22 protein-coding genes and 1 tRNA gene are annotated in these 26,826 nt (G+C 61.9%); 15 read left to right on the top strand and 8 right to left on the bottom strand.

Annotated elements, in window-relative coordinates:
- Positions 1–15: 15 nt before the first annotated feature.
- A complete protein-coding gene (gene ribA, locus D1Y84_RS16610; RefSeq protein ID WP_124849683.1) occupies positions 16–765 on the bottom strand; it encodes a GTP cyclohydrolase II in 750 nt (249 codons plus the stop codon).
- 64 nt (positions 766–829) lie between these two features.
- Here ribA and D1Y84_RS16605 point away from each other — a divergent pair, with 64 nt between their 5' ends.
- Positions 830–2,143, top strand: coding sequence for a sensor histidine kinase (locus D1Y84_RS16605; RefSeq protein WP_124849682.1), 1,314 nt, complete (start codon positions 830–832; stop codon positions 2,141–2,143).
- Positions 2,144–2,155: 12 nt separating this feature from the next.
- On the opposite strand, the gene D1Y84_RS19030 is transcribed toward D1Y84_RS16605, so the two are convergent.
- From D1Y84_RS19030 to D1Y84_RS16595, 3 genes are all read right to left on the bottom strand, one after another.
- Entirely contained in the window at positions 2,156–2,473 is a 318-nt protein-coding gene (locus tag D1Y84_RS19030; RefSeq protein ID WP_370245789.1) for a glycosyltransferase, read from the bottom strand.
- Positions 2,467–3,303, bottom strand: coding sequence for an N-acetyl-alpha-D-glucosaminyl L-malate synthase BshA (gene bshA / locus D1Y84_RS16600; RefSeq protein WP_370245788.1), 837 nt, complete (start codon positions 3,301–3,303; stop codon positions 2,467–2,469). Before bshA ends, D1Y84_RS19030 begins: the two co-directional genes overlap by 7 nt.
- Before the next feature lie 88 nt (positions 3,304–3,391).
- Complete coding sequence (locus D1Y84_RS16595) at positions 3,392–4,255, bottom strand: ChbG/HpnK family deacetylase (protein WP_124849681.1); 864 nt, start codon at positions 4,253–4,255, stop codon at positions 3,392–3,394.
- 110 nt (positions 4,256–4,365) lie between these two features.
- On the opposite strand from D1Y84_RS16595, the gene D1Y84_RS16590 reads away from it, so the two are divergent.
- From D1Y84_RS16590 to rfaD, 9 genes are all read left to right on the top strand, one after another.
- A tRNA-Val gene (locus D1Y84_RS16590) sits at positions 4,366–4,442 on the top strand.
- A gap of 757 nt (positions 4,443–5,199) precedes the next feature.
- Entirely contained in the window at positions 5,200–7,455 is a 2,256-nt protein-coding gene (locus D1Y84_RS16585) for a polysaccharide biosynthesis tyrosine autokinase (protein WP_124849680.1), read from the top strand.
- Positions 7,442–8,416: a polysaccharide biosynthesis/export family protein gene (locus D1Y84_RS16580; protein WP_158615531.1), complete on the top strand. Its 975-nt coding sequence runs from the start codon at positions 7,442–7,444 to the stop codon at positions 8,414–8,416. The genes D1Y84_RS16585 and D1Y84_RS16580 overlap by 14 nt, the downstream gene beginning before the upstream one ends.
- A gap of 34 nt (positions 8,417–8,450) precedes the next feature.
- Complete coding sequence (locus tag D1Y84_RS16575) at positions 8,451–9,950, top strand: hypothetical protein (RefSeq protein WP_124849678.1); 1,500 nt, start codon at positions 8,451–8,453, stop codon at positions 9,948–9,950.
- Positions 9,950–11,215 (top strand): hypothetical protein, encoded by a 1,266-nt coding sequence (locus D1Y84_RS16570; RefSeq protein WP_124849677.1) that lies wholly within the window; start codon positions 9,950–9,952, stop codon positions 11,213–11,215. Before D1Y84_RS16575 ends, D1Y84_RS16570 begins: the two co-directional genes overlap by 1 nt.
- An 81-nt stretch (positions 11,216–11,296) precedes the next feature.
- Complete coding sequence (locus D1Y84_RS16565) at positions 11,297–12,733, top strand: UDP-glucose/GDP-mannose dehydrogenase family protein (RefSeq protein WP_124849676.1); 1,437 nt, start codon at positions 11,297–11,299, stop codon at positions 12,731–12,733.
- A gap of 237 nt (positions 12,734–12,970) precedes the next feature.
- Positions 12,971–13,960, top strand: coding sequence for an NAD-dependent epimerase/dehydratase family protein (locus D1Y84_RS16560; protein WP_124849675.1), 990 nt, complete (start codon positions 12,971–12,973; stop codon positions 13,958–13,960).
- A 23-nt stretch (positions 13,961–13,983) separates the two neighbouring features.
- The gene (locus D1Y84_RS16555; protein ID WP_124849674.1) at positions 13,984–15,117 is read left to right on the top strand and encodes a glycosyltransferase family 9 protein; all 1,134 of its coding nucleotides are present in this window, start codon (positions 13,984–13,986) and stop codon (positions 15,115–15,117) included.
- 43 nt (positions 15,118–15,160) lie between these two features.
- Positions 15,161–16,147, top strand: a complete 987-nt coding sequence (rfaD, locus tag D1Y84_RS16550) for an ADP-glyceromanno-heptose 6-epimerase (protein WP_124849673.1) — start codon at positions 15,161–15,163, stop codon at positions 16,145–16,147.
- Positions 16,148–16,253: 106 nt separating this feature from the next.
- Here rfaD and D1Y84_RS16545 read toward each other — a convergent pair whose 3' ends face one another.
- Positions 16,254–16,829 carry an HAD-IIIA family hydrolase gene (locus D1Y84_RS16545; RefSeq protein ID WP_233581495.1) on the bottom strand — a complete coding sequence of 192 codons (576 nt, stop codon included), beginning with the start codon at positions 16,827–16,829 and terminating at the stop codon, positions 16,254–16,256.
- Positions 16,830–16,899: 70 nt separating this feature from the next.
- Here D1Y84_RS16545 and D1Y84_RS16540 point away from each other — a divergent pair, with 70 nt between their 5' ends.
- Both D1Y84_RS16540 and hldE read left to right on the top strand, forming a co-directional pair.
- Positions 16,900–17,511, top strand: coding sequence for an SIS domain-containing protein (locus tag D1Y84_RS16540; protein ID WP_124849671.1), 612 nt, complete (start codon positions 16,900–16,902; stop codon positions 17,509–17,511).
- Positions 17,512–17,516: 5 nt separating this feature from the next.
- Complete coding sequence (gene hldE / locus D1Y84_RS16535; protein ID WP_233581494.1) at positions 17,517–19,013, top strand: bifunctional D-glycero-beta-D-manno-heptose-7-phosphate kinase/D-glycero-beta-D-manno-heptose 1-phosphate adenylyltransferase HldE; 1,497 nt, start codon at positions 17,517–17,519, stop codon at positions 19,011–19,013.
- A gap of 20 nt (positions 19,014–19,033) precedes the next feature.
- Here the strand turns inward: hldE and alaC are convergent, their stop codons facing one another.
- The gene (gene alaC, locus D1Y84_RS16530) at positions 19,034–20,269 is read right to left on the bottom strand and encodes an alanine transaminase (protein ID WP_124849670.1); all 1,236 of its coding nucleotides are present in this window, start codon (positions 20,267–20,269) and stop codon (positions 19,034–19,036) included.
- 163 nt (positions 20,270–20,432) lie between these two features.
- The gene (locus D1Y84_RS16525) at positions 20,433–21,800 is read right to left on the bottom strand and encodes a nucleotide sugar dehydrogenase (RefSeq protein WP_124849669.1); all 1,368 of its coding nucleotides are present in this window, start codon (positions 21,798–21,800) and stop codon (positions 20,433–20,435) included.
- Positions 21,801–21,992: 192 nt separating this feature from the next.
- Here D1Y84_RS16525 and D1Y84_RS16520 point away from each other — a divergent pair, with 192 nt between their 5' ends.
- Positions 21,993–23,036, top strand: a complete 1,044-nt coding sequence (locus D1Y84_RS16520; protein WP_124849668.1) for a VWA domain-containing protein — start codon at positions 21,993–21,995, stop codon at positions 23,034–23,036.
- A 56-nt stretch (positions 23,037–23,092) separates the two neighbouring features.
- On the top strand, positions 23,093–25,228 hold the full coding sequence (locus tag D1Y84_RS16515; protein WP_124849667.1) for a thioredoxin domain-containing protein: 2,136 nt from the start codon (positions 23,093–23,095) through the stop codon (positions 25,226–25,228).
- Positions 25,229–25,275: 47 nt separating this feature from the next.
- On the opposite strand, the gene D1Y84_RS16510 is transcribed toward D1Y84_RS16515, so the two are convergent.
- Positions 25,276–26,292, bottom strand: coding sequence for a mechanosensitive ion channel family protein (locus D1Y84_RS16510; RefSeq protein WP_124849666.1), 1,017 nt, complete (start codon positions 26,290–26,292; stop codon positions 25,276–25,278).
- A gap of 210 nt (positions 26,293–26,502) precedes the next feature.
- Here D1Y84_RS16510 and D1Y84_RS16505 point away from each other — a divergent pair, with 210 nt between their 5' ends.
- On the top strand, positions 26,503–26,781 hold the full coding sequence (locus tag D1Y84_RS16505; protein ID WP_124849665.1) for a hypothetical protein: 279 nt from the start codon (positions 26,503–26,505) through the stop codon (positions 26,779–26,781).
- Positions 26,782–26,826 lie beyond the last annotated feature (45 nt).

Here is a 26,826-nt window from a genome sequence, read left to right as displayed (position 1 = left end):
GATCTTCCCGCAGCATCAGCTCTCGGTTTCGTCCAGCACGCCGCCAGCCGGGTCCACCGTGATCTCACCGATGCTGGGCCGAAGCGCTGCCGCCAAGTCGCGCGGATAGGCGGCTGCCGTCTCTTCCACAGCCAGAAGGTGACCCATCTTGTCACGCTTCACATCCAGGTAGTGCTCGAAGCTGTCTTCGACCGGAACGATCGCGGGCACGCGTTCGACCACCTGGATCCCGGCGCGCTCAAGCGCTGCTACTTTTTCCGGATTATTCGTAAGCAAGCGCACCGCCGGAACCTTGAGCTCATGCAGCATGGCCGCCTGTAGTTCGAACTCGCGGCAATCAGGCTTGAAGCCGAGTTCCACGTTCGCTTCCACGGTATCGCGCCCACGTTCCTGCAACTCATACGCCTTGAGCTTGGCCATCAAGCCAATACCGCGGCCTTCCTGCTGGTCATACAGAATGATCCCCGCGCCCCGCTCTGCAATGGAGCGCAGCGCAAGCTCCAGTTGCAGGCGGCAGTCGCACCGGAGCGAGCTGAACACGTCGCCCGTGAGGCACTGGGAGTGGATGCGGACAAGGGGCGGCGTGCTGTAGATGTCACCCATGATCAGCGCCACGGCTTCCTCGTGTTCTTTCAGAGGAGCAGGGCGCGACTCATCGCACGGGGTGTGTCCTGTGAGCTCGCCCGTGAATCCCAGAATGCGGAACTTGCCCCAGCGTGTAGGAAGAGCGGTGTCCGCAACCCTGGTAATTCGTCCTATCGACATCGCTTCATTATACGAGGCTTAGCCCGCGGGCCTTTGAAGCAGCGCGGGAGGGTAGAGTATTGGGATGGTGGACGCCAAGCTGATCCTTGTCACCCTGCTGATCAAGCTTGGTGTTGCGGCCGCTGTATCGAGCGCGCTGGGCCGCTCGCGGTCCTTTCAACGCATGCTGTTTGCCGAGAACCGGCGACCGGCGCAACAGCTGCGCCTGATTCTTGCAATCTGCGTTCCGCTTGCGCTGGGCGTCTGGATCCGCGTGACGGTCCCGAACTTCCTGGCGGCCGATATCGCGTTCGAGACCACCATCATTCTCGGGGTGCTGCTTGGGCCGCTTTCGGCGATGCTCGGCGCCATCCTGCTCTCCATCCCGGCCGAACTGCACAGCGAGTACCTGACACTGCCTTTTTACCTGTTGGTGGGGCTTATCTCGGGCCTGTTTGCGCAGGTAGCCGATGCCGAAGAGCTCTGGTCCTTCTCTCCGTTTGTGGACCTCAGTATCTACCGCTGGATCCGCCGCAACTTTCACCAGCCGCGTTTCGACCGGCAGATTCTTCTGCTGCTCCTGATCGTGACGCTTGAGGCGGCGCGGGAGTGGCTGGCGCACACTGCACCGCACCGGCTCTTTGCCCTGCATACCCCATCGTGGCTGCTGCGGGCCTGTGTGTGGGCTTCGGCGGCGATGGTGGTGGGCATCCCGCTCAAGATCTGGAACGCCATCCGCATCGAGCTGAAGTTCGAGGAGCAGAAGCGGCTGGTACTGGAGGCGAGGCTTGATGCCTTGCAGCGGCAGATCAACCCGCATTTCCTGTTCAATACGTTGAACTCCATCGCCACATTGATCCGTGTCCGACCCGAGCAGGCCAGGGAACTAATCGTGAAGCTGGCGAATATTCTCCGTGCCTTGCTCAAAGATCACGACTCCTACGTGCCATTTCGCGAAGAGCTCAGCTTTACCGAGGACTACCTGGGCATCGAGGTCGTGCGGTTCGGGGCGGAAAAGCTGCGCATTGTGAAGGAGATCGATCCGCACACGCTGGAGATCTCCGTCCCGAGCATGTTGTTGCAGCCGCTGGTGGAAAACAGCATCAAGCACGGGCTGGAGCCGAGGATCTCGGGCGGGACCATCACTTTGCGTTCCAGGCTGGAGCCGGGCCGCTTTGTGATCGAAGTCGAGGACGATGGTGTGGGGATTGCACCCGAGCGCTCGCTTAGAACCGGGGTGTTGACGCAGGAAAGCAACGGCATCGGCATGCGCAATGTGCGGGAACGTCTCGAGGTGCTTTACGGAGATGCCGCGGTGTTCGAGATCACCAGCCGACCGGGCCGGGGCACGCGCGTCACGATGCAGATGCCGCATCGTGACGTGCCCGGACGAAATTAGGCTTGATTTGTTCTAGGCAGCGCCACCGCCGGCGATGATGCGCTCGTAGAACGCTTCATACTGCGGAATGATGCGCGAGGCGCAGAAGTTCTGCTGCGCTGTCTGGCGCGCTGCTGTGGCCATCTGGTCGAGCAGCGCATCGTTCTGCAGCAGCTCGATCGACGCGCGGGCCATGCCATCGACATCACCTACGGCCAGCAGTCGGCCATTCCTGCCGTCGTCAATCAGTTCCGGCACTCCGCCCTGCAGCGTTGCCACCGTCGGCACGCGGCAGGCCGCGGCCTCGAGCGCTGCCAGTCCGAAGGCCTCGAGCTGGCTGGGCATCAACATAATGTCCGCCAGGGGAGCAGCCGGTAGACGTCGTCCTGCTTGCCCAGAAAGTGCACCCGCTGCTGCAGTCCGAGCGAGTGGACCAGGTACTCCGCATTGGGCCGGTCCGGTCCATCGCCCACCAGCAGCAGGTGCGAACCGACTTCTTTGGCCACCTGGGCGAACGTAAGCACCACATCCTGCACGCGTTTGACAGGCCGGAAGTTGGACAGGTGCAGCAGGATCTTTTCGCCGGGTTGCGCATAGCGGGCGCGCCCGGCCGCGCGATCGTCCTCGCTGAGCGGCTTGTAGAGGTCGCAGTTGACGAAGTTCGGCACCACCTCGATGGGGCGCTGAATCTGAAACTCCAGCAGGGTCTTCTCGCGCAGGTAAGAGGAGATCGCGGTGACGCCGTCGCTGTTTTCGATGGCATAGCGGGTCACCGGCAGGTAGGAGCGATCCTGGCCGACCAGGGTAATGTCTGTGCCGTGCAGGGTCGTGACGAATGGAAGCCGCCGGCCGCGTGCCTCCAGCATCTGGCGTGCGAGCAAAGCGCTGACTGAGTGCGGAATGGCATAGTGCACGTGCAGCAGGTCCAGGTCGTAGTACTCCCCGACCTCGCTCATGCGGGTGGCCAGCGCAAGGTCATACGGAGGGTACTCGAAGAGCGGGTACGTTGGTACCGCGACCTCGTGGTAGGAGATGCCCCGCTCGCGCCCGGACAGGCGAAACGGCTGCTGATACGTGATGAAGTGGATCTCATGTCCCTTGGCGGCCAGCTCAATCCCAAGTTCTGTTGCTACAACTCCCGAGCCGCCATAGGTCGGGTAACAGGTGATGCCAATCTTCATGCAGATCTCCAGGCGTAGTTCGCGCTTGCAGCATTGGACGCAAGGCAGGGAACGAAGCTCCAAAAGCTCTCGGCCGATAGCAACGACGTCACAACGTGGTGAAATCGATCAATGAATGTGCGCCCAAGGGGCCGGTTTCGTCAGGGATCACCTCGGCCAGCGCCGCGCGTTCCACCTCCCGGGCTCCTTGCAGCCGGGTACGCTGCGCCTGAAGTTCGGCGTCCACGTAGCCCGGGTGACAGACCAGCTCGTAGGCTGCAGTGGGTTCGCCCCGGCGGGCGAGCGCGGCAAGGACTGCCCGTAGAGTCGGTGTATCCAAGCTCCCCGTGGCGAGCACACCCAGCGCCCCGGAGGTGGTCCGCAGCCCGGCGCGCGTTACCTCTTTAAGGAAGACGTGCCGATAGCGGGCCAGGAGGCTGACTTCAAGTCGTCGCGTCCAGGGCGCGCCGTGCGTGGCAGCCCGAGCCCACTCCGGCTCAAACGGGTTGCGAACAGCCTTGACGCCGCATTGCAGTGCCGCACGCAACACCGGCCGGAGCACGCGCGGAAACATGTGGGTGTGCTTGTGCGTGTCCACGTGGGTCAGCTGGATGCCGCGCTGCTGCAGGGCCTGGATTTGTGCCACTGCTTCGGCTTCGATTTCGCGGTCACGGATGCGCCCCCGTTGCAGGTCGGCAAGAAACCGCAGAAGCGTGGGACGGAAAACTGGAAGCTCAGGGCAGTCCGGGGCCAGCAGGGAAGGAATTGCAGAGAGTTCGGCAGCAGGTCGGCCGTCTACCAGAACAATGTGGCAACCCAACGATACCCGGGTCGATAGACCTGAACCAAGGGCATTGCCGGTCGCCATTGCGGTGGCGGAGGATAGAGCTCCTAGGGTATGCAGCGCCTGCACTGCCCGATTGATGCCGCCGGTGTATCCATAATCATCGGCATTCACGATCAGGCGGCTCACTCCCCGAGTGTAGCAAGCTGCTTTTGCGAATCTTTTCGCCTGCAGCCCAGGAGGTCGCCTTCTTGCTGGTAAGATCAGCCGAGAGCGTCACGCTGGTCTCTCACGGCATCGGGCGGTTAGCTCAGTTGGTTAGAGCGCCTGCCTTACAAGCAGGATGTCGGGGGTTCAAGTCCCTCACCGCCCACCATCTCATGCCGCGGCTGACCTGGCGCAGTGCAATCCGCACTTGCGGCCACATCCGTCACCGCCGGTTTGCGGGACTGCCCTGTGTTTTCCAGAAGTGCTTGTCCACCCAGGCTTGATCGGGCGAGGCTTGAAACGGCATTTTGGGGAAGACAGACCGCACCAGGAAGGCCGTCGGAAACCATCAGAAAGCATTTTGGCGCGGCATCGTAAACCGCTTTTTGATGCACGGACAGATGCCCAGGGTGCTCTTATTGGTACAAGTATGTTTGACCGCCTTGGGCAACTTGGCTACACTCAGGTGGAACTAACGGCCTCCATGCTTCCAGAAGTGCTCGATCGCTAGGCTTCCACGCGGCAGCAGGAACCAGCGGTACCCAATGGCAGGTGCGTTGGTGGAAGGTACATGTTCCACCAGGCACAAAAACCTGCTTGCGATGGGGTCGAGGCAAGACTTGGAGCGATGCATGCAGCGGCGTAATGAAAGGCATAGGCATCTGGCGCACTCTTGGTACAGCACTCTGAAGCTCCTGGCACAGCGACCAGTGGCAGCGCACGATGATGGCGGCACCTCCTCTTTCAAATTTGCATTCCTCTCCCCCGAATGCTGCTGAGCCTTTTCAGTGTTCGCGCTTTCTCTGATCCTCTCGAGGTAACTGCAGGCAGTACGATCTTCCAGGAAATTGCCCGCTCGCGTTCCGCAGTTCACTGCCGCCGTCAACCCATGCACAGCAGTATCCACGCCCAAGGAGCTTACTAAGATGGAAGGCCCCGCAGTTCAACCCGAGCGGCAGGTTGCGGCTGGACCGCAACTCGCACCGGAACAGGCGATCATCACGCCGAGTGACATTCGCAAGATTCTGATCAAGCGCAAGTGGCTCATTCTTGCCGGTATCGTCGTCGGCCTGGCATTCGCCGCCGTCTACATCCTGACCACGATTCCGCAGTACGAAGCCATCGCCTTGATCGACATCAACGAGGGGCAGCAGAGCAACATCGGCATCTCGGAACTCGTGCAGCAGGAGCAGGGGGGCATTGAAGCGGACCTTACCCGGACCGCAACGGAAATCGCCATCATGCAGAGCGACACGGTCTCGCTCGACGTGATCAACTCGCTTGACCTGTACCACAAGCAGCCGTTCGCGCAGGTGTTCGTGCGTCAGCCGTACAACGGCAAGCTGACGCCCAACCAGCGCATCGAGATGCTCTCGATCTTCAAGGGCTCGACCAAGATCGCCACCAAGCCAGGCACACAGCTTGTGGAAGTGCGCTTCCGCAACCAGAGTCCTGCAGTTGCCGCCTCGGTTTCCAACGCGATCGTAGATCGCTACATGGACCGCAGCCGACGCGCACGCTACGAAGGAACCACCCGGATTTCGGAGTGGCTCGCCAAGCAGCTGGAGCCGCTAAAGAACCAGGTCACCGAGTCGCAGGATGCACTTTCCACCTATCAGAAGCAGAACAACCTGATCGGTGTGGACTCGAATGGTTCGGGGCAGGACCTCACCATCGAGGACATGCGCGTCGCCAACCAGCAGCTTTCGGAGGCCCAGGCGGACCGGGTTGTGAAGGAAGCGCGCTACCGCATGGCGATGACACGCAACCCCGAGTTGCTGCTGTCGGTCGCACCTTCGGCAACGCTGTCGCAGCTTCAGCAGCAAGCCGCGGCCCTGACCGTGCAGCAGGCGCAGCTCCAGTCGAAATTCGGACCGGAGTGGCCGCGGGTCAAGGAAGTGCAGGGCTCGCTCGTCCAGGTACGCAAGGCGATCGACGTAGAAATCAATAACATGCAGCAGCGCTTCCAGGTGGAGTATGAAACCGCGCTGAGCACCGAAAACCTGATGCGCAAGCGGCTTGAAGATGCCAAGCAGCAGGCATACCAGCAGAACCGCTCTTCGGCGGAATATCAGATTCTTCGCCACGGAGCCGACTCCGCGTCGGATCTCTACGATGCTCTGCAGACGCGCCTCAAGGAAGCCGGCATTACCGCTGGTCTCAACGCAACACAGATCGACATCGTGGATCGGGCCGTCACCCCGGCGCTGCCAGTGTTCCCGGTCAAGCGCAATGACGCGGCGATCGGCCTGGCTGCCGGCCTGGTTCTTGGCCTGGCCCTGGCGCTATTCGCAGAAACTATTGACGACACCATCCGCACGTCGGACGACGCGGAATCGGTTGTGGGTCTCCCATCGCTTGCGGTCATCCCCCACTTCGAGCCTGCACAGAAGAAGGGTGTTTCGGCGGCCGGCACTGCAGCGGCCGAAGCGGAACGAGAGCGCATGGCCCGAGTCTCGCCCGATCTCATCTCCTACACCGAGCCGCAGTCGTATGTGTCGGAGGGTTTCCGAACCCTCCGGTCCTCGATCCTGCTTTCGGCAGTGGACCGTGAGCCCAAGCTGATCCTCTTGACGAGCTCCTTCGCCACGGAAGGCAAGAGTACCTGCGCAGCAAACCTGGCGATCTCCTTCGCGCGTCGCTCGGCACGCGTCCTGCTGGTGGACACGGATCTGCGCAAGGGCACCTTGCACATGAAGTTCCGCACCTCGAACCGGTTCGGGTTATCCACCCTGCTGGTACGCGAGAACGAGGAAAGCTCGTACGAGAACCCTCTGCCTGACCTGCCGAACCTCACCCTGGTCACGCGTGGCCCCGTGACCGTAAACCCGGGTGAAGCCCTTGCATCCCGCTCCATGGAAGAACTACTGCAGCGCTGGCGCAGCGAGTATGACCACATCATCCTGGACAGCTCGCCCGTTCTGGCTGTGGCGGACACTCTCAGCATTGCGCCCCAGGTGGATGCCTGCTTTATCCTTGTGCGGTCCGGCGTGACCCGTAAGAAGGCCCTGCTTCGTACCCGGGAACAGATGCGCCGTGTGAACTCGCGCGTGCAGGGCATCATCGTCAACGACGTCGATCTGCGGCTGGAGAACTACTACACCTACTCCAAGCGCTACAACTACAGCTACAACTCGACCTATGGTGCGGGCTACGGCGGAGGCATGGATGCTGAACAGTAAACGGCTGCGGACCGCAACGCTTGCCTTGATGGTGGGCACGCTCTCCGTCGCGAGCCTCTATGCGCAGGTTCCCGCTGCGGCGACTCCGCTTCAGGGCAGCGCCATGGGTTCGGACGCGCAGATGGGCTCGGCCGATGGAGCCCCGTCCATCATGATCGGACCCGGTGACCTGCTCAACGTTGCTGTCTTTGAAACTCCCGAGGTAAGCACGTCGGTCCGCGTCAACCAGAACGGGGAAGCCAATCTCCCGATCCTGGGCCCGCTGCACCTTGCGGGTCAGACGACGAGCCAGGCCTCTGCGATGATCGAGGATGCTTATCGCACACGTGGGCTACTTCTGAACCCGCATGTGACTGTGTCCGAAACAGAGTTTGCCTCCCAGGGTGCTTCCATCCTCGGCGAAATCCGGCAACCCGGTGTGTATCCGACGCTGGGGTCGCGCCGCCTGCTGGATATGATCTCGCTTGCCGGTGGCGTGGCTCCCACAGCCGGACGTCTTGTTTCGATCGTGCACCGGAACGACCCGCAGCATCCGGTCCAGATCGCTCTCCAGCCGACACCCGCCTCGGTGCACGCGCAGGAGAACCCGGTCATCCTGCCGGGGGATACCGTGATCGTTGCCAAGGCTGGTGTGATCTACGTGCTGGGCGATGTGCTCAGGCCGGGTGGCATCCTGGTGGATAACAATGAACGGTTGTCCATCATTGAAGCCCTGTCTCTTGCCGGGGGCATGAACAAGACCGCCGCTCTTTCCAAGACCAAGCTGGTCCGCAAGCTACCAGCCGGCAGGGAAGAAGTGGACCTGGATCTGAAACACATCCTGTATGGCAAGCAGGCTGACGTCCTGGTCTCCGACGGAGACATCCTGTACGTACCTTCGAGCCTCGGCAAGACCATTCTGTACCGCGGGATCGAAGGCGCCTTCACGCTCGCTGCAAGCGGTGTGATCTTCACCCGATGATCGCAGTGCCAACGGTGACAGTTACGGGACTCGTATGATTCAGACCAACTCGCTTGTACAGGTAGGGCGGCGTACCTTGGTGCGGTATCCAAGGCCACGCCGCCTCGGCTCGCTGTTCATCCCACAGCGCCGCTCCTACCTGTTGATCATGCCGATGATCCTGCTGTCCGCCTCGCTGATCTGCTTTGCGACCGGCAGTGACTTTTCAATGATTCTAGGTGCGCTCACGCTCACAGGCGTGTCCGCATACCTGCTTTTCGATCTTCTCGGCCGCCGCGCTCCGCTGCGGGTCTCGCTCGTTCTGGCGATTACGCTGGGCCTGGCCTACGGGCTTGGCACGGTCAACACCTGGTACACGCTGCCGCGCGGCGACGCCACGCTCGGTGAGTTTCTGCACAAGGACACAGAAGACCTGGCCCATGCCATGGCCTTTATCCTGATGTCGATCGCCAGCCTTGTGGGTCTTGGGGAGCTGTTCGAGACCCCAATTTTCGGGGAGGACTTTGAGCTCCGCTTCAACAACCGTTCGGTGCTCTTCCTGACTCTCGGAACCGCCGTCCTGGGTGCGTCGTTCCTGCACGGATCAACTGGCTTCATGGGCGCCGCCACCGAAGAGGGCGCGGAAGCAGGGCGGCTCGGCTACCTCGCCAGCCTGTCAGAATGGCTTTCGGGTTCGCTGCTCGCGCTCGCCGTGTGCATGTCGCTGAACATTCGCGGTCGTTTCCTCAAGCTCTACACCCGCGCGCTAAGCATTCTTCTGTTCATCATGGTTTTCCCGCTGGGCCGCCGCATCATGATCTTTGCGGTGGTGCTTTCACTGCTGGCGCTCAGGCTGGGCAGGTACAAGATTCCTTATTCTCCGCTGAAGAAGATCGTCCTGCTTGGCCTTCTCGGTGGGGGTGTGTATTTTGCGACCATCGGGTTCTTCTATCTGCGCGTTGCGGGCTATGGATTGGCTCGCCCCACCCTGGCGCAACGCGTCAGCGCGGCGATCCAGTTGGCTCATGACAAGAGCTACGCCGATATCAAGGAGGATTTTTCCAAGAACGTGCAAACCCGTACCTTCCTTCTCGGCTTTATCGGGGATCTGGTCGGGTTCACCTCGGCGGAGCCGGGTGCACATGGGACTGACATTTCAGGACAGCTGCAGCTCGCCATCCCGTCTCTGCTGTACCCCGAAAAGAATTTGAACTTTTCCGAGGAAAACCTCGCGAACGAGCTGTTCGGCGCGCACTATCTCGATGAAGCCAACTCGATCTACAGCACCGGCGCAGTGGACTTCGGCTTCTGGGGCATCCTGTTCTATCCATTGGCTGCGGTGATCATGGTTCGCGCCTTTTTCGAGTTCATTGGCGAAGCCATGCCTTTGTTTGCCAGCAGCTTCGTGATAATCGCTTCGCTTTCTGTCATTCTTGAACCAGAGACTGCTGCGGACTCCTACTTTCTCCTGATCCGCAGCGGCATTCTGTTTGGCTCGGTGGTCTGGGCAGTGATGTCCCTGCCAGAGTTCCGAATCAAGAATGTGGGGCTGTGATGAAGAGGGCACTCGTTCTATCGCGCACGCGCATGCCTTTGCTGATGGTCGGGGGGTTCTTCCTGCTGCACTCCGTGGCGAAGGCCCAGCAGACGCCCACCTCCATCTCGGACGGTTTAAGCAGTCCCGTCGGTGATACGGATCTGGGTGAGGGCACGCAGATCCCGTCTGTAACATTTACTGGGAATGCAGAACATTCCAACGTTAACGACCCTACCCACTCCCAGCTGGAAGGTTCCCAGCTGAGTGCCACTGCGCTGAGTTCCGCGACTGTCTCCCCCTATGTCGATGCAACGCCGAACATAGGTGTTCTCACCGATGCGCAGTCCACCATGGACCGGGGCGGTGGTGGGGGTGGTCTGCGTAACCCGCTGTTTTCCAATCAGCCAAGCACGATGAGCGCCTTTGCGGCGCGTCCTCAGCTGCTGGGCTCCGCTGCTCGCGATCCCCGCAGTCCAGACGATCCTAGTGATCTCGGAAATATCTACGCCAGGCAGCGGCTGCCCGACTATGGCACCAACCAGGCGTTCTCGGGCGTGGGCGTTGTTGTGCCGACAACGCCGAGCGGTGTTGGTTACTCCTCGCTTTATCCCACTTCCGGTTCCACCGTGACCCAGGATGTGTACTTCCTGTCCGACCCGGTTATCAGCGGCATCGACAACGGGTACCAGGTGCATCCCGTGGTCACCTCCGACACCTTCGCGGAACCGAGCTCGCAGGTTGCGACCACGTTCGCCATGAACTCCGGCGATGCCACAAATTTCCAGTTCGACGACGGACAGAGCCCGTCGCTGCAGCCGCCCCTGCATGTGGGCGAGGTGCAGCGGTCTTCGCTGGAACCCGCCTACGTTTCCTCCCCGACAGGCTTCCCGGATTCCACCCGGGGCATGGCCGGCTCCCCCCTGGAGGCCACGTACGCGCATTCCCCGCTCGAGCCGAGCGCAAGCCCCTCGATCTCACCGTTTGCGCCCGTCAGCGGCGGAAGCTTTTACGGACAGCGCTACTCGTTCCAGCCCAGCCTGCACAAGGCGTCTTCAATTCTCGCGACCAACGACTTGTGGACCGCGGAGCGTGAGGCTCGACGGGATAGCATTACCAACGGCACGTCCATCATGGACAACCTGGAACGGGAGCGGCAGAGCACGCGGGAAGCCGAAAACCGCGCTGCGGGCCGCAGACATCGAAAGACTTTGCAGGAACTGGATACGCCCAACCAGCAGCAGGCCTATCCACGCCAACTCCTGCCCCCTCCGAAAATCCGTTAGGTTCCTGCGAACCTCCTCGCTAGAGTACTTGCATACCCGTAACGCACACGATGCTGGCTGTTTAAAGGAGTACCCGCTCGCATGAAGAGTCCTGTCTGTATTGCTGTTGTTGGTTCAGGCTATGTAGGTTTGGTGGCTGCCGCCTGTTTCGCCGAGATAGGCCACAAAGTTTTCTGCGTCGACAACGACGAAAGCAAGATTGCCATGCTGCAGGCTGGCGGTGTGCCCATTCACGAGGAATATCTCCGGGAGTTGCTGGAACGGCATCATCCGACCTCTATCACGTTCACGACTGATCTTGCCGGAGCCACCCGTGAGGCGCAGGCCATCTTTATCGCGGTCGGGACGCCCCAGAGCGGCACCGGCTCCGCCGATCTGTCGTACGTCGATGCGGTGGCCAGCGAGATCGCGCGATCCATCGACAGCTACAAGGTGATTGTGGAGAAGAGCACCGTTCCGGTGTACACCAACGAGTGGATCCGCCGGGTGGTGGAGCGCAATGGTGTGCCGCGGGAGTTGTTCGATGTGGCCTCCAACCCGGAGTTCCTCCGCGAGGGCACCGCGGTAGTGGACTTTCTGCATACGGATCGGATTGTGGTGGGCACGGACGCGCCGCGGGCTGCTGACCTCCTGAGCGCAATCTACGAGCCACTGACAGGCGGTAGCTACTACCAATGGGCCAACAGCGTGCCGGGCCACTGCCACGTCGGCAACCTGCCACCCATCGTGCATGTCTCGACCAAGGCTGCGGAGTTGATCAAGCACGCTTCCAATTCGTTCCTCGCGGTCAAGATCTCTTTCATGAACGTGGTCGCCAATATCTGCGAAGCAGTTGGTGCCGATGTACAGCAGGTGGCGTACGGTGTCGGCCTCGACGCCCGCATCGGGCCCAAGTTTCTGCAGGCAGGCGTCGGCTACGGCGGCTCCTGCTTCCCGAAAGATGTGGCGGCGTTCCGCTACGTGGCCGAGCAGTTCGGCATCTCGTTTGGCTTGCTCAGCGAGGTAGAGAAGATCAATGCCGAGCAGAAGCAACGTTTCTTTCAGAAGGTCCGTTCGGCCCTGTGGACATTCCGCGGCAAGAAGCTCGGCGTGCTCGGCCTTGCCTTCAAGGGCGGCACCGACGACATCCGCGACTCACCCGCAATCGAGATCGTGGAGAAGCTTCTGCAGGAGGGTTGCGCTATCGATGCGTACGATCCGGCAGCGATGGAGCGCACGGCCGAGATCCTGCCCCCGTCTGCAAACATGCATTACGTCGGCGATGCTTATGCAGCGGCTGAAGGCAAGGATGCTTTGTTGATCCTCACGGATTGGCAGGAGTTCGCCGAACTTGACCTGGAGCGTCTGCATCAGCGCCTGCGCTATCCGATCATCCTCGATGGCCGCAACCTCTACAAGCCTGAGCACATGGCAAGTCATGGCTTCAGTTACATGAGTGTCGGCCGCCAGGATGCCCAGCCCGGACGTGAGGTACTCGTCAAGGCAGGATCGTTCGTGGAGCCGAAGCGCGCGATTTAAACCGCGCGCGTGCTCTACGGAGAAGTCGATGGTTTGTAAAGCAGCCATTACCAAAGGCAAGCGGTTGCTTGACGCACGCTGCTGAGCCAAGGATACTGAGGCCAATCCTCCGGACTCCTCAGCAAGGCTGACGGACTGTCAAGAGTGTCAGCGAGATTACAAACAGTGCCGTCCAGCGCCAGTAGGCTGTGACATGGTGAACGAGTCAAGTTTCTTAACAGGGAGTAAAGGTCGCTTATGAAGCTCAAAAACGAAAAAGTAGTTGTCTGTGGTGCTGGCGGGTTCATTGGCGGCCATCTTGTGAAAGATCTTCTGGCGAACGGCGTGAACGTGGTCCGCGCGGTCGACATCAAGCCCCTGGACGAGTGGTACCAGACCAGTGACGGCGTCGAGAACCTGTCGCTCGATCTGCGTGACCGGGCGAACTGCCAGACTGCAGCTGACGGCACCGAAGTGGTTTTCCAGCTGGCTGCAGACATGGGCGGCATGGGATTCATCGAGAACAACAAGGCGCTCTGCATGCTGAGCGTGTTGACCAACACACACATGCTGATGGCCGCACGCCAGGCTGGGATTGAGCGCTTCTTCTTCTCATCGTCTGCCTGCGTGTACAACGGCGAAAAGCAGACCAACCCGGACGTGGTTGCACTCAAAGAAGAAGATGCGTACCCAGCACTGCCCGAGGACGGTTACGGATGGGAGAAGCTGTTCTCCGAGCGCATGTGCCGGCACTTCGAGGAGGACTACGGCCTCACCGCCCGCGTCGCCCGCTACCACAATGTGTACGGCCCCCTCGGAACCTACGAGGGCGGCCGTGAAAAGGCGCCCGCTGCGATGTGCCGCAAGGTCATCGAGGCCAAGCAGAGCGGCAAGCATGAGATCGAGATCTGGGGCGATGGCCACCAGACCCGCTCGTTCATGTACATCGACGACTGCACCAAGGGCACGCAGGCGATCCTGGAAAGCGATATCGATGAGCCGATCAACCTTGGTTCAAGCGAGCTGGTGACGATCAACCAGCTGGTTGACATCGTTGAGGACATCGCGGGCATCAAGCTTGAGCGCAAGTACAATCTGGGCGCGCCCAAAGGTGTCAACGGCCGCAATTCCGACAACACGCTGATCCAGAAGTACATGGGTTGGGAGCCGTCCATCAAGCTGCGTGATGGCATGGCAAAGACCTACGCGTGGATCGAGAGCCAGATGCTCGCCACCGTCGGCAAGTAAGGGACGGCAGAGCAATCGATCGCATGGCAACAGCCAACGCACTATCGGATCCGGCGGCACGCTCCCGCGTCCGCCGGATCCTTATCTATCGTCTTGGGTCGCTGGGCGATACCATGGTCGTCCTGCCATCCTTGCACCTTGTCGCACGGCTTTTCCCCAATGCCGAGCGGCGCATGCTTTCGAACCACCCTGTGCATGGAAAAGCAGCTCCGGCCTCCGCCATCCTCGACCACTCCGGCCTGATCACGGGCTACATGAGTTATGCGGTGGGCACCCGCAATCCGTGGACCCTCGCCAAAATCGCCCTTTCCATCCGTGTCTATCGACCTGACCTGCTGGTCTATCTCACCAAGCCTCGTGGCGAAGCCGTCATTGCACGCGATCGCAAGTTCTTCCAGTTGATTTGTGGTGTGCGCAACATCGTGGGCCTCCCGGTCGGCACGCTGGGTGAGAACCTGCCGCCGCAAGGCACGGGTGGACTGTGGGAGAGCGAAGCCGCGCGACTGGCACGTTCCGTCGCTGCGCTCGGCCCGCTCGATGTGAACGACCTGTCCAACTGGGATCTGCGACTTACTCCTGAAGAGCAGGCGAAAGCTGCACAGGCTCTCGCACCTTTAGCGGGGAAAGCGCTCATTGCGTGTGGACCCGGAACCAAGATGCAGGCCAAGGACTGGGGTGCGGCCTCCTGGCGTGCGCTGCTCGACAAACTGGCCGCGGCGCACCCAGAGCACGGCCTGATCCTCGTTGGCGCCAAGGATGACGCGTCGGTGAGCGATGAAGTATCGACCGGTTGGAGTGGTCGCGTTCTGAACCTCTGCGGTGCTCTCGCTCCCAGAGTAACGGCGGCGGCATTGGCGCGTACTGAGCTCTTCCTGGGGCCCGATTCCGGACCAATGCACTTTGCGGCGGCTGCTGGTGTGCCTTGTGCCATCGCGTTCGCCTCGCGGACGGAGCCTGGCATCTGGTACCCGGCAGGCCATGGACATCGGGTTGTGTATCACCCGTTGCCATGCTCAAACTGCGATCTCGAAGTCTGTACGGTCAACCAGAAGCGTTGCCTCACGAGCATCTCGCCGGATGAGATGTTTCAGGCCGCCGAGGCTGCCTGGCGGGATGGCCGGGCACGCTCCACGGCCGCGGCAGCGTACACGAACTAACGGGATACACCCCGGCGCAGCGCCGGGAGAAAGAAAGTCCATCATGTATATCGTCACCGGCGGCGCCGGCTTCATCGGCAGCAACCTCGTTCATGAACTCAATCGCATCGGCATCACCGATATCCTCGTAGTCGACAATCTTGCCGACGCCCGCAAGACGCTGAACCTCCATGGCGCGCGGTTTGTGGATTACATGGACAAGCATGAGTTCCGTCGCGCGCTTGCCGCGAACTCGCTCGGACTCCCGCGGGTGGAGGCGATCCTGCACCAGGGCGCCTGCTCCAACACTCTGGTCGACGACGGAATCTACATGATGGACAACAACTTCACGTATTCCAAGGAAGTGTTGCGCTATGCGGTCGCGATGGATGCGCCGCTGGTGTACGCATCCACGGCGGCTGTGTACGGGCTGAGTGGCCCGGGCAAGTTCTCGCCGACCCATGCCAACGAGAAGCCACTCAATGTTTATGGCTTCTCGAAGCTGGTGTTCGACCACTATGTGCGCGACCTGTTTCAGAAGGGCGCCGTGTCCACCACGGTTGTCGGGCTTCGCTACTTCAACGTGTATGGGCCGCGCGAACAGCATAAGGGCCGCATGGCCTCCGTCATCCACCACTTCACCAAGCAGATGCTGGAAATGGGCAAGGTTCGCCTGTTCGCCGGTTCCGGCGGGTACACGGATGGCGAGCAGCGTCGCGACTTTGTGTACGTGCGCGATCTATGCCGGTTGAACCTGCTCTTTGCGGGCATCGGCGTACCGGCTGCCGAGCAGAAGAAGTACCACGCCATCGTCAACGCAGGCTCCGGAACCTCGCGGACCTTTAACGAAGTCGCGAAGTCATTGATGGCGGTGCACGGAGAGGTGCCGATCGAGTACATCCCGTTCCCGCAGGACCTTGATGCACGCTACCAGCACTTCACCGAGGCTGACCTTGATGCGCTGCGGCAGACTGGCTGCACCCTCAAGTTCACGCCGCTTGAGGAGGGGGTCCGCGAAACCTTCGAGTCCCTGGCCGAGATCAACGCCTAGGGCTTTCGCGAACACGGTACAGCGATACCGCACGATGGAGCGAGAGCGGACCTGGCTCCGCTCCGCTGCGTAAGAACCCGCGCCAGCGCCGGGCGTGGGTTCTTGCTTACTGGTCGCGCAGGATCAACTCCACCGCCGCGCCAAGCGATGTGCTCACCGCATCAGCAAGCGTTCGTCCACGGTCTGCCCCGGGCTTTTGCCGTTCGGGCTCCCCTTCGATGAAGATGGTGCGCATGCCCGCGCGCTGCCCGGCCTCGATGTCTGACACGGAATCGCCGACCATCAGGCTGGTGGCGTAATCGATCTCTGGGTGCAAGGCACGCGCCTGCTCAAACAGCCCTGTTTTAGGCTTCCGGCAATCGCAGACACCCTTGTCGTGAGGGCAGTAGAAGAAGCCGTCGACCCGCGCATCGTGGGCGCGTAGGTCTTCCTGAAGCCGCGCATGCAAGTGTTCCACGTCGCGGGTAGTGTAGAGGCCAAGGGCAACGCCACGCTGATTCGTGACGACATATACGGCGATGCCGGCAACGTTCAGCCGGTGCAGCGCCTCCTCGATGCCAGGCAGCGGGTGGAACAGGTCCCAGCGGGAGACATACTCGCCTTCGGGCGCCTTGCGGTTGAGTACACCATCGCGATCAAGAAAGACTGTCTGGATACCTCTGTAACTAATTGCCGTCTTCACACGGGATATCATAGCGAAAGCGTCGCCCCGCGACACGCGGGGCACACGCAGCACGACCAGAAGAGGGTGTATGACGACGACGGAGCTGACGGGCGAAGCGGTTTTCAATCAGGCTTTTGATGAACATCTCCAGGTAATCCAGGACCTTAAGGCGCAACAGCCGGTGCTGGAAACAATCGCCCGCGAGATGACAGACGCGGTCATGGCCGGGAACAAGGTGTTGTGGTGCGGCAATGGCGGCTCGGCTGCCGATGCGCAGCACCTGGCAGCAGAGTTTGTCGGCCGCTTCCGCCGCGAGCGCAAGGCGCTTGCCTCGATCGCGCTCACAACCGACACGTCCATCCTGACCTCTATTGGTAACGACTACGGTTACGAACAGATTTTCAGTCGCCAGGTGATCGCACTGTGCGAGCCGGGCGATGTGGTGGTCGGTATCTCCACCTCGGGCAACAGCCCCAACGTTGTGGCGGCGCTGGAAGCAGCGAAGCAGGCTGGCGCGTATACCGTGGCGTTTACCGGCCAGGGTGGCAACAAGATGGCCGGCATTGCGAACGCGGCCATCTGTGTACCCACCAAGGATACGGCGCGCGTGCAGGAGGGCCACATCCTGTGCGGCCACATGCTGTGTGACTGGATTGAACTTGCCTGGTGCCAGCAGAGCGGCGCGAAGAAGGACGGGTAACTCGGATGACTGGTGGGTTGAGCGCAGACCGTATGGATGACCTGCACCCGATTGTGACCCGCGTGGAAGGCGACTGGCGCGAGACGCGTGTACTCGTGATCGGCGATGTGATGCTGGACCGCTATATCTGGGGCGATGTGGAACGCATTTCGCCGGAGGCGCCCGTGCCCGTGGTGCGACTGGCGCGCAGGAGCGAGCAGCCCGGCGGTGCCGCCAACGTCGCCATGAACATTGCCGGCCTCGGCGCCAAAGTGACACTTGCCGGGTTTGCCGGGAACGATGAAGAACGTTCTGTCTTAGAAGCCTGCCTCGACAGGGTCGGCGTGGATACACAGCTCACCATTGTTGACGGGCACCCTACCACCTCGAAGCTGAGAATCCTCGGCGGTCAGCAACAGATCCTGCGTCTCGACGTGGAGAAGACCAAGGGCTACCCGGAAGACGCCTACGCGAGCATGCTGCGGGGCATCATCGCGGTGCTGCCCGAAGTTCGCGCCGTGGTGCTTTCGGACTACGCCAAGGGCGTGCTGTCGGAACAGGTCTGCCGCGAGGTGATCGATACCGCCCGCAGGCTTGGGATCCCCGTGCTTGTGGATCCGAAGCATCGCGACTTCAGCCGCTATCGGGGCGCAACCACCATCTGCCCGAACCTCCAGGAGCTTTCGGTTGCAACCGGGATTCCGCCGAAGGAGATCGAGCCATTGCTCGAAGCGGCCACGGCGATGCTGCCCGCGCTTGAACTCGATTACCTGACCGTCACGCTGAGCGAAAAGGGGATAGCGGTCGTTCGCCCCGGCGGAACGGACACGTATCCGGCTGTGGCTCGCCAGGTGTTTGACGTCTCCGGCGCGGGCGACACGGTGATCGCAACCCTTGCACTTTCACTGGCCAGTGGCCTGCCGATCGAAGCCGCGGTACGCCTTGCCAACATCGCCGCAGGCGTAGTCGTCAGCAAGGTGGGCACCGTGCCGATCACCCGCGACGAGCTGATCACGAGCCTGATGCCTGAGATCGAGCTGCAGGCTTCGGAAAAGCTGCTGGAGTTGGCGCACCTGCAAACCCGCGTGGGTGCATGGCGCTCCAAGGGGCAGCGCGTGGTGTTTACCAACGGATGCTTTGACCTGCTGCACGTGGGGCACATCACGTTGATGGAAGATGCACGCCGCCAAGGCGATCGCCTCGTGGTTGCCATCAACAGTGACCGGTCCGTAAGTGAACTCAAAGGCCCGACGCGGCCGGTTGTGCAGGAGCGTGACCGTGGGCGCGTGCTGGCTGCACTTGCCGCGGTCGACGCCGTGATCGTGTTCGACGAGCCGACGCCGCTGGAGTTGATTATCGCGCTCAAACCGGATGTCATCGTGAAGGGTGGCGATTACGTCGAATCCACCGTGGTAGGGGCAAAGGAAGTGCGAAGCTGGGGCGGAGAAGTCAAGATCGTTCCGACGGTCGAAGGCTTTTCTACCTCCAAGCTCATCGCGAGGGCGGCCACACCTTCGCGCTAGCCGCGCGTGAACGAGCCTGCCTAAAGCAGGGCCGGCTCGTTCACGCCGTCGCGCTGAAACATCTGCCGCATGCACCGCAGGGCCTGCCGGGTGCGCTCCTCATTTTCGATCAGCGAGAAGCGAACATGCGCATCGCCGAACTCGCCAAACCCGATACCGGGGGAGACGGCTACCTTGGCTTCTTTCAGGAGCCGTGTCGAGAACTCGAGTGAGCCGAGCGGCACTGCATCTTCTTCATGGCTGCGGTATTCGCCGGTGCGGTAAGCCTCGGGGATCGGCGCCCACACAAACATCGTGGCCTTGGGCGATGTCACCTGCCAGCCCATTTTGTTCAGTCCGGAGACAAGGTAGTCGCGCCGCCGCTTGTAGATGCTGGTGATGTCGGCAACGCACTCCTGCGGCCCCTCGAGTGCAAGGATGCTGGCCACCTGGATCGGCGTGAAGGTGCCGTAGTCGGCGTAGCTTTTGAGCCGGGCCAATGCTGCGACCAGTTTCGGATTGCCGACCATGAAGCCAACCCGCCAGCCCGGCATGTTGTAACTCTTCGACAGCGTAAAGAACTCCACCGCGATGTCCTTGGCGCCCGGCACCTCGAGCACCGACGGAGCGCGGTAGCCATCGAACACGATGTCAGCGTACGCGAGATCGTGCACGAGGTAGATGCCATGCTCCCGGCAGAGCGCGACCACCCGCTCAAAGAAGGACAGCCCGACGCACTGCGTCGTGGGGTTCGCCGGAAAGTTCAGGATCAGCATCTTCGGCTTGGGGTACATGAGCGGGATGCTCTGCTCGAGCTCCGCCAGGAACGTGTCCGTATCGTGGATCGCAACCGAGCGGATGCTCGCGCCTGCGATCACTGGCCCGTAGATGTGGATCGGGTAGCTGGGGTTGGGCACCAGCACGATATCGCCCTTGTCGAGCGTTGCCATGCACAGATGCGCGATGCCTTCTTTCGAGCCGATGGTGACAATCGCTTCGGTGTTTGGATCGAGATCGACATTGTAGCGGCGGCCATACCAGTTGGTAATTGCCTTGCGCAGCCGCGGAATGCCCTTGGACAGCGAGTAGCGATGCGTTTCTGGCCGCTGCGCTGCCTCGATCATCTTGTCCACGATGTGCTTTGGCGTCGCGCCATCGGGATTGCCCATGCCAAAGTCGATGATGTCTTCACCGCGACGGCGCGCCTCGGCTTTCAGTTCGCCGGTGATGTTGAAGACGTAGGCAGGGAGGCGGCTGAGGCGCGGAAACTCGTTCAAGTCAAACTCCAGTACGGGAAAGTCCCTACCAGCTTACGACACGTCCGCTGCCTCGAAGCGGCCCGATCGTATCCTGGCAATGCGGGGGCTTCTTAACTTGAGTCGCCAGCAGCGCTGGATACGGCCCAAGGCATGAAAGCGGGCGAATGACGCCCGCTCCCTCTCAGCAGCGCACGATCTTGTCGCTTTCGATCCCCTTGGTAGCATTGCGCGTATCCACCACGAGCTGCGCCTCCGCCACGATCCGCGCGTAGTCATACTCGGAGTGGTCAGTGGCGATCAGCACGCAGTCGTACTGCCCAAGGTCGGTCAGGGGCGTGCAGTCCATGTTGAGGTCATACTGGCGACCGCGACCCACGTGCGCGAAAAATGGATCGTTGTAACTCACCATTGCGCCCCGCGCACGCAGCATCTCGATGATCGGTAGCGAAGGGGATTCGCGCAGGTCGTCGATATCGCGCTTGTACGAGAGGCCAAGCACCAGCACCTGGGAGCCATTCAGCGGCTTGCGGCGCTGGTTCAGCGCCTCCATGGTCTGGTCGATCACGTACTGCGGCATTGCCTCGTTCACCTCGCCCGCAAGCTCGATGAACTTGGTGCGGAAGTCGAACTGCTTCGCCTTCCACGACAGGTAGAACGGATCGATCGGGATGCAGTGGCCACCCAGACCCGGCCCGGGATAGAACGCCTGGAAGCCGAAGGGCTTGGTCTTGGCCGCATCGATGACCTCAAACAGGTCGATGTCCATGCGCTGGCAGAGCTGCTTCAGTTCATTGACCAGTGCGATGTTGACGCAGCGGTAGATGTTCTCGAGCAGCTTGGTCATTTCCGCCGCCGCCGGGGAAGAGACGGGGACGGTGGTGTTGAAGATGGTGCCGTACAGCGCCGCTGCCAGCTCCCCGGCGGGCTCGCCGTAGGAGCCGATGACCTTAGGAATGTCGCGCCGGGCGACTGTCTCGTTGCCGGGGTCCTCGCGCTCCGGCGAAAAGGCTACGTACAGCCCTTCCTGATCGCCGCGAACCACCTTCAGTCCGCCGGCTGCACCTGCCTCCAGCAGTGGAATCAAAACTTCTTCGGTGGTGCCGGGGTACGTGGTGCTCTCAAGCACTACTAGCTGGCCCGCTCGCAGAAAAGGAGCGATGGCGCTGGCGGTCTGCTCGATGTAGCTGAGATCTGGTTCGTGGTGCTCGGAGAGCGGCGTTGGCACGCAGATAATCACCGCATCCATTTCGCTGACAGCGGCAAAGTCGCCCGTGGCGCGGAAACCCGAACGCTGCGCCGCCGCGATCTCTGTTCCGGGGATACGCACGATGTAGGAGCCGGCTGCGTTGAGCGTCTCCACCTTTTTCGGGTCAATATCGAAGCCGGTTACCGCGAAGCGCTCTTCGGAGAACAGAAGGGCCAGGGGAAGGCCGACATAGCCCATACCAACAATGCCGATACGGGCGGTGCGATTCTGAACGCGATCGAGAGCGGAGGAATGGAGAGAATGGGTGCCGGTGAGGGTCGCGGCAGTACTGAACTGTGCCATAAGTGTCCTTCTCTCATCATACTTGCAGCACCGGTGCTCAGTGGCGGCGCGAAGCGGATCGCGGATGTCCGCGCATCCTGTTCAGCCGGCGTCCAGCGTAGCGGAGCCATTGCTCAAAACCGTACATCGCCTGCGTGGGGATGGACTCACCTGCCGGTGCTCCTCCCGGCCATGAATTGACGAGGTTGTTGCATGTCACGACGCGTCCTGCTCCCTTTTCTGCTTTCGGCGCTTTGCCTTCCGTCCGCCCTTGCGGTCGCCCAGCAGCCTCCCCAACCCGCACCGGCGCCCGATGCCAACACTATTCGCCTCAACGTGGTGGTTGCGCCGTCGAAGGGTGCTCCCATTGCCGGTCTGCACCAGCAGGACTTCACGGTCTTCGACAACAAGAGTCCGCAGACGATCACCGGCTTTCACGCCTACACGGGTCCGAACGCCCCGGTTGAAGTCATCCTGGTCATCGACGCGGTCAATACCAGTTACATCACCATTGCCTACGAGCGTGAGCAGATCGGCAAGTTTCTAGAGGCCAACGGCGGCCATCTGGCGCACCCCACTGCGTTGGCCGTGTTCAGCGATCGCGGCAACCAGGTGCAGCAGGGCTTCACCACGGACGGCAATGCCGTAAACACGGCCCTGAAGAGCTTCACCATCGGTCTGCGGGATATCCGCCGGTCGGCAGGGATTTATGGAGCCGATGACCGCCTGCAGCTTTCTCTCACCGCGCTGCAGCAATTGGCCGCCCGCGAGTCCGCTCGTCCCGGACGCAAATTGGTCTTGTGGCTCTCCCCCGGCTGGCCGATCCTGAGCGGCCCTGCCATCCAGCTCACCAACAAGCAACAGGACGCGCTGTTCCGCACCGCTGCGGATGTTTCCACCCAGCTGCGGCAGGCGCAGATCACCCTGTACGCACTGAACCCGCTGGGCGTGGGCGAAAGCCTGGGGCGCTCCCTCTACTACGAGGAGTTCCTCAAGGGTGTCGACAAACCCAGCAACATGCAGATCGGCAACCTGGCCCTCCAGGTGCTCGCCGTGCAGAGCGGTGGCCTCGCGCTCAACTCCACTGGGGTCGCCGATCTGCTGCAGCGCAGTGTGGCGGACGCGGAGAACTACTACGAGCTGGATTTCTCCCCCATCCCGGGAGAGCCGGACCACCCCTACCACCAGGTCGATGTGAAGGTCACCGAGGGTGGTGTGGAGGCAAGGGCGCGCACGGGGTACTACGCACGGCCCTGATCGTTGGCCGTGCTACCGGCTCGCGTCCACTGCTGCCGCGGCTACACTGGGGATTCATGAGCAATCCCCAGCCTGGCCCCACCAACGCACTCGCTTCTGCTGCTTCCGCGTATCTCCGCTCCGCCATGAACCAGCCCGTCCAGTGGCGGGAGTGGGGTTCCGACGCCTTTGCCGAGGCGAAGCGGCTGGACAGGCCCATCCTGCTGGATATCGGCGCGGTGTGGTGTCACTGGTGCCACGTGATGGATCGCGAGTCCTACGAGAATGCCGCGCTGGCCGCGGTGATCAACCGGAATTTTGTGGCGATCAAGGTCGATCGCGATGAGCGGCCTGATGTGGACGCGCGCTACCAGTCGGCCGTGCAGACCATGGCCGGGCAGGGCGGCTGGCCACTTACCGTGATCCTCACATCGGACGGGCGCCCGTTCTTCGGCGGCACGTACTTTCCACCCGGGGAGGTGGAAGGTAGGCCGGGTTTCCGACGCGTGCTGGAAACACTGGCCGGCGTCTGGCGGGAGCGCCGTACCGAGCTGCACCGAACGGCTGCCGAAGTGCTCGAAGCGGTAGAGGAAGGCGAGTCTTTCGCTGGGCATTCAGGTTCGCTGGGCCCCGGGCTTGTGGACGCGCTGGCCGGCAGCATCCTGGGCGACTTCGACCGGGAGCACGGGGGCTTTGGCAGCTCGCCCAAGTTTCCACACCCTGCCGCGCTCGACCTGCTGCTCGACCTTGCGGGGCGCACCGGCTCGAGCGAGACGCGCCACGCTGCAGCCTTTACCCTCGAGGCCATGGCGCGCGGCGGCATGTACGACCAGCTCGGCGGCGGCTTCCATCGCTACTCGGTCGACGAGCGCTGGGTAGTGCCGCACTTCGAGAAGATGCTGTACGACAATGCCGGCCTCCTCGCGAACTATGCGCATGCTTTCCAGTCGTTCGTGGAGCCGGAGTTCGCGCGGGTGACCGTCGACATGCTGCGCTGGATGGACGGCACGCTGAGCGACAGGGAGCGTGGCGGCTTCTACGCGTCTCAGGATGCCGATATCACGCTGGACGACGATGGGGACTACTTCACCTGGACGCGCGCAGAGGTGGAAGCTGTGCTCGAGGACGTGCCGGCCGAATCAAGCCTTGCCGTGACGTATTACAACGTGCGCACGCAGGGCGACATGCACCACAACCCGGCCAAGTGCGTTCTGCATGTGCCACGACCCTTTGCGGAGGTCGCCTCCACCGCGGGCCTCGAACCCCGGCAGGCCGCGGAGCTGCTGCGCGCGGGGCATGCCAAATTGCTGGCAGCGCGCGCGCAGCGTCCCGCGCCCTTTATCGATCGCACCCTCTACACCGGCTGGAATGCCATGGCCGTCAGCGCTTACCTGGCCGCTGCCGATGCCCTGGAACGCCCGGCAACCCGAGACTTCGCCCTGCGCACACTGGATCGGCTGCTCGACCAGGGTTGGGACGCAGCCGCGAAGCAACTGCGACACGTGGTCGCGTACGCTGATGGGCACACGCCGGCCCGCTTCGCCCCGGCAGTGCTGGATGATTACGCCCTGATGATCCACGCGTGCCTGGATGCCTGGCAGGCCACTGCCAGCCTGCGCTACTATGCCGCTGCGGAAGAGCTTGTGGCGAGCATGGTCGATCGCTTTGCCGACCGGGCAAACGGCGGGTTCTTTGACACGGCGCAGGGTACCGGGGAGCTGCTGGGTGCGTTGCGCACCCGCCGCAAGCCGCTGCAGGACGCACCCACCCCGGCTGGAAACCCCAGCGCTGCTGCGGCGCTGCTGCGGCTTGCTGCGTTGAACGATGACCAGAACCTGCGCGACCTGGCGGAAGACACTCTGGAATGCTTCGCCGGCATCGTAGAGCAGTTTGGTTTATACGCGTCCAGCTACGGGCTTGCCCTGGAAAGGCTATTACTGCCACCGGTACAGATCGTTGTTATCGGCGAAGACGAGCAGGCGCGCATCCTGGCTGCGGCAGCGTCGGCACGCTTCGCTATCAACAAGAGTGTGCTTCGGCTCAAGCGGGAGCAGGTGCGGGCCGAAATGCTGCCTCCTGTGCTTGCGGAGACGCTGCCGCACCTGCCACAGCTGCTGCAGGCGGCGAGCTTCGCCGTGGTCTGCCGCGGAAACACCTGCCAGCCTCCTGTCACGGACGCCGAGGCCCTGCTTGTTGCGTTGCAGGGTACTTAGAAAACACTTGTCGGCAGCGTGGGCGCCGCACAACCCACACCCCTCGCTTACATGCCTTCGCCTGTAAACGGATTGATGTCCTGTGGCTTGAGCGTGGTCGGATCTGGGGACCCCGCGGCTGCGTGGTGGTTCGTCGCCGGCTGGTTCCCGGCTGCCAGTGTGTGAGGCGCCTTGATGTTGTATACGCGGTTGGGGTCGCCGGGCAGCATGTCGTGCTCGACCAGCGCCGCGCGGATCCGGCGCTGCAGTTCGCGCTTGGCACCCCACTGCTGGTTGGCGAGCGTCTTGATAATCACGGGGTAGGTCACGACCGAACCCTTGACGCTGTCGACTCCGAGCAAAGTCGGGTCCTTGAGGAACGCGTCCTTGAACTCCGGATCATTGCGGACGCTCATGGCTGTCTCGGTCAGGACCTTGATCACTTCGTCCGAGTCTACCGAGAAGTCCACATCAACGTTGATTGTTGCGACTGAGAAGTCGCGGGTCTGGTTCGCAACCGTGGTGATCTGCGAGTTCGGGATGATATACAGCGTGCCATCGCCGTCCCGCAACATGGTTTTGCGCAGGCTCATCGCCTCCACCTGCCCGGAGAGCCCGGCGATCTTGATCACGTCCCCGACGTTGTACTGGTCCTCGACCAGCACCAGCATGCCGTTCAAACAGTCCTTTACGACGGTCTGGCAAGCCAGGCCAACAGCGACACCGGCGACGCCGGCCGAGGCAAGCAGTGGGGCCAGGTTGAAGCCGATCATGGGCAGAATCTGCAGCACGGCCAGAAAGCCGATGACGCCGACGCCGGTGGCACGCACCACCGACGAGAGCGTCCGGGCCTGCGAGATACGGGTCGCCGCCGCTGCATGCTTCTCGGCCATGCGTGCCATCCGGTCCGTGAAGTAGGTAAGCACCCGGATCAGCACCCAGGCAATCGCGACGATGATCGCGACTTTGGGTAGCACGTCGATCAACAGGTGTTGAGCCGTGTCAAAGAGCTTGTCGGGCGAAAAAAGGTCGGCGAGGCTGTGCCGCTTGTGGTCAGCCGAAGCTTCGGAGAAAAGGAGTAGCATGCGATTGTTTCTTCCTTCCCAGGTGGGTGCGCTATGCGCAGTGGCTCAAGTTTAGACGTACCGGTTGCACACTCGGGTCGCAAAGTCCGTCTGAGCAGATTCCGGAGAGGCGCCGTCCGCACCGCTGTCTGTGCCTTGCTCCTGAGCGGAGCAATGGGCGGACTCTTGCGATCAGACGGAGTGGCATATGCGCAGCAACCCAACAGCCCTGTGCCGCCGGACGGCTCTAATCCCACGATGCGGGCCGGGCGCAACGGCGACAGCGGGGGAGAGGGCCAGCATTTGCAGGAGCAGCTCGCCGACCGCCGAAACAGCGAGCGGCAGAAGGAGCTGGTGGCGGACACGGAAAAGCTCTTCCAACTCGCCCAGCAGCTTCGCGACGAAGTAGCCAAAAGCAACAAGGATCAGCTTTCGATCCCGGTCATCAAGCGTAGCGAGCAGATCGAGAAGCTCGCCCGGAGCGTACGGGAGAAGATGCGAGGTTACTGAAGCCTTGCTCGGGTTCGACCCTGGGCTGGCGTCGAGTTATAGACT

The sequence above is a fragment of the Acidipila sp. EB88 genome (assembly GCF_003858395.1).
GTDB lineage: Bacteria > Acidobacteriota > Terriglobia > Terriglobales > Acidobacteriaceae > EB88.
Note: the sequence above shows the minus strand (reverse complement) of the source record. Positions and strands in the feature narration are given on the sequence as shown.

Bases quoted from the DNA above. Each gene is read 5' to 3' on its own strand.
- D1Y84_RS16585 (WP_124849680.1), top strand. From the start codon at position 5,200: ATGGAAGGCCCCGCAGTTCAACCCGAGCGGCAGGTTGCGGCTGGACCG.
- D1Y84_RS19030 (WP_370245789.1), bottom strand. From the start codon at position 2,473: ATGTTGATGCCCAGCCAGCTCGAGGCCTTCGGACTGGCAGCGCTCGAG.
- D1Y84_RS16605 (WP_124849682.1), top strand. From the start codon at position 830: ATGGTGGACGCCAAGCTGATCCTTGTCACCCTGCTGATCAAGCTTGGT.
- D1Y84_RS16575 (WP_124849678.1), top strand. From the start codon at position 8,451: ATGATTCAGACCAACTCGCTTGTACAGGTAGGGCGGCGTACCTTGGTG.
- D1Y84_RS16560 (WP_124849675.1), top strand. From the start codon at position 12,971: ATGAAGCTCAAAAACGAAAAAGTAGTTGTCTGTGGTGCTGGCGGGTTC.
- D1Y84_RS16570 (WP_124849677.1), top strand. From the start codon at position 9,950: ATGAAGAGGGCACTCGTTCTATCGCGCACGCGCATGCCTTTGCTGATG.
- rfaD (WP_124849673.1), top strand. From the start codon at position 15,161: ATGTATATCGTCACCGGCGGCGCCGGCTTCATCGGCAGCAACCTCGTT.
- ribA (WP_124849683.1), bottom strand. From the start codon at position 765: ATGTCGATAGGACGAATTACCAGGGTTGCGGACACCGCTCTTCCTACA.
- D1Y84_RS16520 (WP_124849668.1), top strand. From the start codon at position 21,993: ATGTCACGACGCGTCCTGCTCCCTTTTCTGCTTTCGGCGCTTTGCCTT.
- bshA (WP_370245788.1), bottom strand. From the start codon at position 3,303: ATGAAGATTGGCATCACCTGTTACCCGACCTATGGCGGCTCGGGAGTT.
- D1Y84_RS16525 (WP_124849669.1), bottom strand. From the start codon at position 21,800: ATGGCACAGTTCAGTACTGCCGCGACCCTCACCGGCACCCATTCTCTC.
- D1Y84_RS16565 (WP_124849676.1), top strand. From the start codon at position 11,297: ATGAAGAGTCCTGTCTGTATTGCTGTTGTTGGTTCAGGCTATGTAGGT.
- D1Y84_RS16510 (WP_124849666.1), bottom strand. From the start codon at position 26,292: ATGCTACTCCTTTTCTCCGAAGCTTCGGCTGACCACAAGCGGCACAGC.
- D1Y84_RS16580 (WP_158615531.1), top strand. From the start codon at position 7,442: ATGCTGAACAGTAAACGGCTGCGGACCGCAACGCTTGCCTTGATGGTG.
- D1Y84_RS16540 (WP_124849671.1), top strand. From the start codon at position 16,900: ATGACGACGACGGAGCTGACGGGCGAAGCGGTTTTCAATCAGGCTTTT.
- D1Y84_RS16555 (WP_124849674.1), top strand. From the start codon at position 13,984: ATGGCAACAGCCAACGCACTATCGGATCCGGCGGCACGCTCCCGCGTC.
- D1Y84_RS16515 (WP_124849667.1), top strand. From the start codon at position 23,093: ATGAGCAATCCCCAGCCTGGCCCCACCAACGCACTCGCTTCTGCTGCT.
- hldE (WP_233581494.1), top strand. From the start codon at position 17,517: ATGACTGGTGGGTTGAGCGCAGACCGTATGGATGACCTGCACCCGATT.